The organism is Dyadobacter sp. SG02, assembly GCF_900109045.1.
Classification (GTDB): Bacteria; Bacteroidota; Bacteroidia; order Cytophagales; family Spirosomataceae; genus Dyadobacter.
Genome location: NZ_FNYL01000030.1, coordinates 1 through 8825, shown reverse-complemented (window position 1 = coordinate 8825; position 8825 = coordinate 1). Strand labels below are relative to the sequence as shown.

Annotated in this window: 8 protein-coding genes and 1 pseudogene; all 9 read left to right on the top strand. The window is 49.8% G+C overall.

What is annotated here, in order from left to right; translation table 11 throughout:
* The first annotated feature begins 341 nt into the window (after positions 1 to 341).
* Entirely contained in the window at positions 342 to 971 is a 630-nt protein-coding gene (locus BMW93_RS34965) for a response regulator transcription factor (RefSeq protein ID WP_090387458.1), read from the top strand.
* Positions 972 to 1249: 278 nt separating this feature from the next.
* Positions 1250 to 1900 carry a hypothetical protein gene (locus BMW93_RS34960; protein ID WP_090387456.1) on the top strand — a complete coding sequence of 217 codons (651 nt, stop codon included), beginning with the start codon at positions 1250 to 1252 and terminating at the stop codon, positions 1898 to 1900.
* Between the two features lie 44 nt (positions 1901 to 1944).
* Entirely contained in the window at positions 1945 to 3318 is a 1374-nt protein-coding gene (locus tag BMW93_RS34955; protein WP_090387454.1) for a hypothetical protein, read from the top strand.
* A 34-nt stretch (positions 3319 to 3352) separates the two neighbouring features.
* Positions 3353 to 4384, top strand: coding sequence for a T9SS type A sorting domain-containing protein (locus BMW93_RS34950; protein WP_090387452.1), 1032 nt, complete (start codon positions 3353 to 3355; stop codon positions 4382 to 4384).
* 274 nt (positions 4385 to 4658) lie between these two features.
* The gene (locus tag BMW93_RS34945) at positions 4659 to 5591 is read left to right on the top strand and encodes a hypothetical protein (RefSeq protein ID WP_090387450.1); all 933 of its coding nucleotides are present in this window, start codon (positions 4659 to 4661) and stop codon (positions 5589 to 5591) included.
* Positions 5592 to 5651: 60 nt separating this feature from the next.
* Positions 5652 to 6029 carry a hypothetical protein gene (locus BMW93_RS34940; protein WP_143061803.1) on the top strand — a complete coding sequence of 126 codons (378 nt, stop codon included), beginning with the start codon at positions 5652 to 5654 and terminating at the stop codon, positions 6027 to 6029.
* A gap of 35 nt (positions 6030 to 6064) precedes the next feature.
* Positions 6065 to 6865 carry a hypothetical protein gene (locus BMW93_RS34935; RefSeq protein WP_090387446.1) on the top strand — a complete coding sequence of 267 codons (801 nt, stop codon included), beginning with the start codon at positions 6065 to 6067 and terminating at the stop codon, positions 6863 to 6865.
* 397 nt (positions 6866 to 7262) lie between these two features.
* A complete protein-coding gene (locus BMW93_RS34930; protein ID WP_090387443.1) occupies positions 7263 to 7955 on the top strand; it encodes a hypothetical protein in 693 nt (230 codons plus the stop codon).
* 73 nt (positions 7956 to 8028) lie between these two features.
* Positions 8029 to 8825: pseudogene (locus BMW93_RS34925) on the top strand (hypothetical protein); the annotation flags it as partial.

The following is an 8825-nucleotide window of genomic DNA, read 5'->3' as shown; positions in this document are numbered from 1 at the left end:
ACCGAGGGTATCGATGTCAAAAAGCTGGCACCAGGTGCTTATCTTTTGAAAATCACCGACCTGAACGGGGCACTAAACACACAAAAGTTGGTTATCGTTAAATAGCTGAATTACCCAATGCCTAATTTATCGTAGTGTTTTTTTTACAGCTCGGCAAATTATCGCCGAGCTGTTTCTTGACAAATAAACTGTTGCCCGACAGACTCGCCCCGATCATTATCAGACTGCTTAAAGGCTTTCAATCTCCCCGATCCAAATAACCCGGCGCTACCCGTGTCATTTTCCTTAAGCACCGCAAGAGCGGTAGTAAAGGTTTTTTTCAACATACCCCCCCTTCCACGATGTTGAACATATTAATTATCGATGATCAGACGATGCTACGCACAGGCATGCGCGCAATGCTTGAAACGGTTTCCAAGCACTATTACCTTTATGAAGCCAGTTGTGTGGAGTCGGCCCTTTCTATCCTGGAAAGCAATGCCGACATTCAGGTAGTTATCAGCGAATTGAAAATTGGCAACCGGGTCGTTGCTGATATTGTAGAAACCATAAAAGCCGTTCGGACCGATGTTTCCATCCTGCTTTATTCGGGATTAGCAGAAAGGCTGTACGCACTTCCGGTTCTGAGAGCCGGTGCGGACGGGTTCATTATGAAAAATGCTAAAATTCCCGAGCTGCAAAATGCCATCGAGCGAATCGCGGCAGGAGGGAAATATCTGAACATGGAGTTGCAAGCTTCCCTGATCAAAAATAAATCTTCGCACCGCCTGGAAGACATCGAATCTGTCGAAAAGCTATCGCCCAGAGAATTGATGGTGATGCGGGAAGTAGCCCAAGGAAAAAGCACCAAGGAAATCGCCTACACCCTCAAACTAAAATGCAATACTGTCAGCACGTATAAGAAGCGGATCTGCCTTAAAATGAACGTAGCAGACAGAATCGAGCTGGCACAGAAAGCCGCTGTCCTGTAGGGCCCAGCGAGCGCAAATTTTCTGGGCAAACAACTACCATTTTTATTCCCCTCAGCACCCCAAAAGTTACCTCAAAAATACAAAAAAGCGTCTCAAAACAATCCAATTGTGCAAACGACCTTTGTGAATAGTATACAACCATTCACCTGGAAAGAGTTCGATTTGCAAACTGAGATACGCTGACTCTTTCCTGTAACGATGCACTGCCCGCTTGACCGACTTGCGCACTCGGGCAGTGCACCGTTTAATTATTTCTTTTATCAAAACTTAAAATCTAAATGAAAAAGAAAGTCTACTTACTTGGAGTGATGATCGGCCTAAGTGCCTGTGCTGCTATGGCGCAAAATGTAGGGATCGGAACGACCACTCCTGCTGCCAAATTGCACGTGGTAGGCAATGTAGCCATCCAGGATGGTACTCAGGGCGCCGGAAAAGTATTGACCTCGGACGCGGCGGGTATCGCCAGCTGGAAGGCCCCTGTGGGATCGGGTGCGAGCACCGCTACACAATCGGCCTCTTATGCAGTACCTATTGGAAACGGTGCGCAGCCAAGCGCCTTTTTCGGCGTGACGGAAGGATCTTATACAACGGTTTCGAATACGACCAATGTCATCAATTTCCCCAGTCAAAAAGCCGCATTTATCAACTACGTACTTGGTGTTGACGACGTGTCTGCATGGACAGGTTACAGCCCGTTTAACCGCTTTGAGATATATATCGATGGAGTGGCCAGCGGCATCTTTATTATCATCCAGACCGAAGTGAGCGGTCACTTCGAATTGACTTTGTCCGGTGTTCGCACCGTTACCGCAGGAAACCACACCTTCGATGTAAGGGCAACCAGATGGTATAACAACGGTGCTCCTGCCAGTGCCTACCAAATTTGTGGTACTATTTCTTCCAATTTGGATGTAACCTACTTGAACTAGTCGGAGAGTTGTAAGATACAGTCTTCATTTAAACAGCTTTCACGATGAAAAAAGAATACATCAGCCTGATGGCAGGTATGGCGTTACTGTTGGGGAACCAACTAGCCCATGCGCAGCTTGTCATCGACGGGGCCACTTTTAATAACTATGGCTCAGCCAGTAACCGCGGGATATACACAGCTGTTACAGCCACCGCGCCAGCCGCTTACACGGCTTCATCAGGCGCCGTTTTTAACCATTATGAGACAGATGCCAACTCGCTGCGTGTCAATAACAGCTATAATGCCAACGGCACCGGCGGAAGCACAGACAATTTCAACGGCCCGGCAGGAGTAGCAGGTGTGCAGGGGATCAGCGGCAGTGTCGCGCCCAACTTTTCTACATTAGCCTTGAAAAATGGAGCGGCCAGCGCATTTAATATCACCAACACCGCCGGCGCCAACGTATTTGTCATTGCTTCCTTCGAAAACGGGATCACTACTACCGTACGCGCCAACACCACCAATGGCGCGCTCAGGTTCCAGGCAGGGGCTACTTACACAGGCGGGCTCACCGACGCCCAGCACGTAGACGGATATGTTTCCAAGATCGGCAATAGCACCTTTATATTCCCGGTAGGAAACAGCTCCGATCTGAGAACATTGCGGATCTCTGCGCCTGCAAATGCCGCGCACATTAGCGTAGCCTACGCCCCGGACCTGGGCGAGGCGCCTAACACCCCGTCGCCTTCCATTAAACGTGTATACACCTTCGGTAGTTGGGACTGGGTTGCCGTTACACCCGCTACCAATGACCTGGATGTTACCGTATCGATCCCCAATGTCTCCGGGTTCGAGTCCACGGCCGCAAACCTCAGGCTCGTTGGATGGGATGGCTCCCAATGGCTCGATTTGAGCGGGGCTGCAAATGCAACAGGCACAGTGGAGAACAGTACACTGACCGGTGTCGTACCGGCTGGTGCGGCCATCACACAGATCGCCATCGGCTCTACGCAAGAGCTAGCCACCACCCCCGACCTGCGGCCGTTTATCATTATGAGCAATGTCACCTTCTCCAACACCGAAACGGTCAGGCCATTTACTGTACGCGTCAGAAACATGCGCGCAGGAACCATTGCTTCTGATCCTATCACCGTACGAATCTATAAGCCAACCCCTACCTCGACCATTGCCCTCAACGGCGCTTCGGCTACCGAATGGACGATCACCAACTCGGGTACCTACTATACGCTCACTACCAATAGCGACATCGCTGCTTCGACACCGCTGGGTAATAGCATCACTGCCAACCTGACCATCCCAGCAGCTACCGGTACGGGAGGTTATGGTTTCAGGGCCTTCATTCCAGACTTGTCCGGAGGAGAGGTGGTCGCCGACAATTCCAATAACAACCTGATCATACAAATCTTCAAAAATTAAGCAAAAGGCCTGATCAGCATTAAACTCGTGAATCATGAAGAAAACAAACTACTACCTAGGATTAGCGCTTCTTGGACTTTCCCTGTTTGTCTCGGAAGAAAGCCGCGCGCAGCAAATCGACATCAACGCCGGGTATGGCAACTATGACCCGGGAACCTTTCCGGGTTATGGAAACGTACCGGCAGCGCGCGGGATTTTTTACTCCTCTGCTGGAAAAACGTCCGGTGTAATTCCACCATACACCGCACAGCTTACCATCGCCCTCGCACCGGAGGTCCCATGGACAGGAGAAGCATTCACCATACCACCAGGATGGGAAATGGACCCCACTTCCACACCCACCAACCTGACTTTCTACAATTCCACTGACTGGACCACAGAAGACCCCTATTTTGAGATCCCGGTCAGGGCCATCGCTGCCAGGTCTGATCCTGCCGCATCGGTCGGTACACAGGTATTTAACATCGGAGGCGACTGGACAGATGACGGACTATTCAATACAACAGTCTCTTCTGTCGGTGTCACTGACATCAACCTGCCTGTGACACTGATCTCATTCTCGGCGGCAAAAGAAGGTAAAACCGCCCTGTTATACTGGGCGACCAGTGAAGAAACCAACAGTGACCGATTCGAGATCGAACGAAGCGCCAATGGAAAACAGTGGGATAAAATAGGTTCAGTTCCCTCGCACAGGGAAAGCTCGACTTTACAGAACTACTCGTTCCCTGACGACGAGCCCATGCCTGGTCAAAACCTGTACCGGTTGAAAATGGTGGATCAAGACAACACTTTCGCGTATAGCGTCATCCGGCGGGTCACCACAGAGGGCAGGGTAATCGCCCTTTACCCCAATCCGGCGGCCGAATTCGTCAAACTCGACGGCATTGCACCAGCTTCGGTCAAAAACGTCGAAATCCTTAGTCACAACGGGATCTCTGTTTATCAATCCGCCGCTGTTTCTACCGAGGGTATCGATATCAAAAAGCTGGCACCAGGTGCTTACCTTTTGAAAATCACCGACCTGAACGGGGCACTTAACACACAAAAGCTGGTTATTGCAAGATAAGTTTTAGTTGACAATCAATGCCTTTTCTAGTACTTTAAGACCGACAGCCCGGCAGATTCCTGCCGGGCTGTTTTGATTTACGTCCACAGCGGACCTACCAATTATCTGACCCTGTGACACCAAAAGTCGCCTCGAATACACCCCTAAACGTCTCATTAGCTACAAATTAGTTTTACGAGATTTGTAACTGTACGCGAATAACTAATTCACTAACGGCCTTGCGAACAGGCCAGGCACCGAACTATCAGAAATCGTTAACATAATCAACTTCCAAATGAAAAAAGAATCCATCAGCCTGATGGCTGGCATGGTATTGCTGTTGGGAAGCCAACTGGCCCATGCACAGCTGGTCATCGACCGTGGCAATTTCAATATCTATGGCGCGGTCAGCAACCGTGGGGCCTACACGGCTGTAACCGCCACCGCTTCCGGAACTTACAATGCCTCCTCGTGCGCAGTCTTCCAGCACTATGAAATTGATGCCAACTCGCCTCGCGTCAATAATACCTACAATGCCAGCAGCGCAGGCGGAAGCACCGACAATTTCAACGGGCCGCTAGGCGCGGCAGGCGTACAGGGAATAAGCGGCAGCGTAGCACCCAACTTCGCTACGCTGGCCCTGAAAAATGGGGCGGCAAGTACATTCAATATCACCAACACCGCAGGAGCCAACGTGTTTGTCGCTGCTTCTTTCGAAAACGGGATCACCACCACCGTGCGCGCCAACACCGCCACCGGCGCACTCAGGTTCCAGGCAGGCGCGTCCTACACGGGAGGGCTCACAGATGCACAGCATGTGGACGGGTATGTTTCCAAGATCGGTAATACCAGCTTCAAGTTCCCGATCGGTAATGCTAATGATCTGAGAACGCTTCAAATTTCGGCACCATTAGATGCAGCTTCACACATTAGCGTAGCCTACGCCCCGGACCTGGGCGAGGCCCCTACCACCCCCTACCCTTCCATCAAACGTGTATTTGCCTCCGGCAGTTGGGATTGGGTTGCCGTCACACCCTCCACCAGCGACCTGGACGTGACCGTATCGATCCCCGGCGTTGCCGCTTTCGAATCCACAGCGGCAAACCTCAGGCTCGCTGGATGGGACGGCTCCCAATGGCTCGATTTGAGCGGATCGGCCAATGCGACAGGCGTAGTTGAGAACAGCACGCTGACCGGCGTCGTACCGGCTGGTGCGGCTATCACTTAGATCGCAATTGGCTCCACGCAGGAGCTAGCCACCACGCCCGACCTGCGGCCATTCATCATCATGGCCAATGTGACTTTCTCGAATACTGAAACGGTTAGGCCATTTACCGTACGCGTCAGAAACATGCGCGCAGGAACCATTGCCTCTGATCTAATCACCATACGTATCTACAAGCCGACACCTACTTCCATCATTGCCCACACTGGCGCTTCGGCCACCGAATGGACCATCACCAACTCGGGTACTTACTACACGCTGACCACCAACAGTGATATCGCCGCCTCGCCACTGGGGAGTAGCATTACGGCCAACCTGACCATTCCCGCGGCTGCGCCCGGAGGCTATCCATTTAGGGCTTTCATCCCTGACCTATCGGGCGGGGAAGTAGTGGCAGACAATGGCAACAACAACCTGAACATTCAGGTGTTCAAAAATTAAACTACACCTTTCTTATCTCACAAAAACAATTAATTATGAATTCAACTTACAAAAACATCCTCGCTATTGCAGCGATTTTAATCGGGTTCCAGAGCATTTCTGTCGCGCAGGTAAAAATAGGCGATAACCCGACCAACATTGCGCCGGGATCGGCACTGGAAATCGAAAGCACCGATAAGGGATTAAGAATGCCGCAAGTCGCACTCACAAGTACCACCACGTTTGCACCCATCACCGGCGTGGGTACAGACGCAAGTTCGATAGGAATGCATGTTTTCAATACCAGCAGTGCCATTGCCTCAGGTATAGCTTCAAATGGAAAAGCATATCCGGCCGCTGGCATTGGTGAATACTATTGGGACGGATTCGGCTGGGTAAGTTCATCGGTACAATCCGGCTCCGGGGGGTTTTCATTAGTTTGGGCGGGTTACTCGCCAGGACCTTTTAATTATGTAAATAATCTTCCTGGAAGCGACCTCAATGCGACAGAGACATTTGATACATTCAACGCAAATACGGGCGGTGTCTTTACCGTTCCAGTCGACGGCTACTATAATATCGCTCAGAATTTCATGGTCGATCTTGTAGGTTCCGGAGCCGGGAATTTCAATTCGAGTATAGTAATAACATCCTTTTCAACAGGGGTGCCAGAATCAAGAATTGCCAATAATACAGGCAGTGTCAATGGCAATCGTACTTATAGCCTGGGCAACACCCTCACCGTCAAACTCTTTACCGGCGACCTGGTTAAGTTTACCGTGCAACCTTGTAACGGGTGTTCTGGTTCAAACTACCGTGTGCGATTGGTTTCACAAACCATAGGTTTATTTCAATAATCGCATTCAGTTCCTCTTCTATTTCCGATTTATTAAAAAGACTGCCTCGTATTACGCGAGGCAGTCTTTTTAATTTAAATCAAAGCTTCTATTCAGAACAAAACTTGTATGGCCTCCCCCAAAATGTCACCATTATCTGATTATTATCTAATTCAAAACTCTCCGCTCTAATAAGTACCAAAAGTCGTCTCAAACGTGCCCAAAAGTGTCTGGTTTCAATTCGATTTTAGCACCAATATTTGTAAAAACAAGACATCAATGATCTGACTGATAATATCAAACTAGTCAAAAATACTAGTTTTTATTCCAGTTAAACATTGCATAAATATTTGTTCGCAATCAACCTCTTACATTTTAATTAAAAATAAAACAATTTTTCAAACCAAATCCAAATTCGATGAACACATCTAGACTTTTTTCGAAACTCTTTCTCGGAGTATTGCTGACCAGCTCCACTGCGATTTACGCACAAGTAAAAGTTGGAGATAACCCGGGTACTATTAATTCCAGTTCTGTCCTGGAAGTTGAGAGCGCTACAAAGGGCCTTTTGCCCCCGCGTCTAAGTATTCCCGATCTGACTCAGGCGGCACCTGTTACCAGTCCCACCGAAGGTCTGCTTGTATACAATACCAACACGACATCCGGAAAAGGCTTTGTCTATTGGGATGGCACTATGTGGCGCCGCTTCCAGCAAACTGCGGGATCGTTTAATCTGTCAATCTATGCAGCGGGTAGCCTTTACCTGGGCGATGTAACCGGAACTTCCGACGGTAACCACACCGTTTTACCTGGATCAAAAGGAGTTTCAGGTGTGGCATGGGGCGGAGGATGGAACACGACTACGGGTTCCGCATCGTGGAAAGTGACTTTCACTACCCCGGTACCAGCTGGCAAAACCTACTTTGTCATACTGACGCCGAGATCCAGCTCGAATCAGGCACAACCCGGAAACCAGGCAGATTTGGACAACGACATCACGCCTCCGATGATCGTAGGTAAAAACCCCACTGACTTCACCATATTTTGCCAGGAATATGCCGGAACATCGCAGCAACTTCTCATGGACTTTGTAGTTCTGGTCGAAAACTAAGCCACTTCGTTTGACCCTGAAAACTCACTAGGCAGTGAGGCCAAATTCTAAAAGCGTATTAAATGAACGAAGTATGAAAAAACTATATGTCCTACTTTTAATGGTGTGCGCCTGGACAGGCGCTTACAGCCAGGGAAGCGGTGTGCATAGTACCAGCCAGGTCCATGCTGGCGGCCACTATGGAGTGTATGGATCGTTGTTATTCAACAGCGGATACCTGGTTACACCCCGAAGCTCACCAACTGATAACGTGTACTTTACCGATGGGTCGGCATACTCGGGGCCATCCGATGGCTCCCATATTGACGGGTATGCCGAGAAAGCCGGCAATACCGCCTTTACATTTCCCATAGGTAACGGTGCCAAACTCCGTACTGCCGGAATATCTGCCCCGGCAACGGCATCCAATTTTAAGGCAGCTTATTGGTTTGAGAATCCGAATGCGGCTACATTGCCGGCAGGCGCACCATTTCCCATAAGCAATCTGGGGACCGGAGTTAGTGCAGTAAGCAGTCTTGAGTATTGGGATGTGGATGGAGCATCGTCGGTAAATCTCACACTTACCTGGGACGCAGCCAGCAACTTATCCGTTTTGACCTCGGGAACGATTGCCAATTTGGTAGTAGTAGGCTACAATACAACCACTGCTAAATGGGAAAGCCTGGGTAACGCAGGAGGAACAACCGGTGCACTGGCTACGACTGGTACGATAACCGCAAACGGCGTTACACCTGATAATTATACAGCATTCACATTTGGGACCAGCGCGGCAGCGACCACCCCTGACCTGCGGCCTTTTACGATCATGCCCAATGTGACTTTTTCTACGGCAGAGACCGTAAGGCCTTTTACGGTAAGGCTTCGTAACAT

What these genes read in the sequence shown, in the direction of transcription:
- BMW93_RS34965 (WP_090387458.1), top strand. Translation starts at nt 342, where the DNA reads ATGTTGAACATATTAATTATCGATGATCAGACGATGCTACGCACAGGC.
- BMW93_RS34960 (WP_090387456.1), top strand. Translation starts at nt 1,250, where the DNA reads ATGAAAAAGAAAGTCTACTTACTTGGAGTGATGATCGGCCTAAGTGCC.
- BMW93_RS34955 (WP_090387454.1), top strand. Translation starts at nt 1,945, where the DNA reads ATGAAAAAAGAATACATCAGCCTGATGGCAGGTATGGCGTTACTGTTG.
- BMW93_RS34950 (WP_090387452.1), top strand. Translation starts at nt 3,353, where the DNA reads ATGAAGAAAACAAACTACTACCTAGGATTAGCGCTTCTTGGACTTTCC.
- BMW93_RS34945 (WP_090387450.1), top strand. Translation starts at nt 4,659, where the DNA reads ATGAAAAAAGAATCCATCAGCCTGATGGCTGGCATGGTATTGCTGTTG.
- BMW93_RS34940 (WP_143061803.1), top strand. Translation starts at nt 5,652, where the DNA reads ATGGCCAATGTGACTTTCTCGAATACTGAAACGGTTAGGCCATTTACC.
- BMW93_RS34935 (WP_090387446.1), top strand. Translation starts at nt 6,065, where the DNA reads ATGAATTCAACTTACAAAAACATCCTCGCTATTGCAGCGATTTTAATC.
- BMW93_RS34930 (WP_090387443.1), top strand. Translation starts at nt 7,263, where the DNA reads ATGAACACATCTAGACTTTTTTCGAAACTCTTTCTCGGAGTATTGCTG.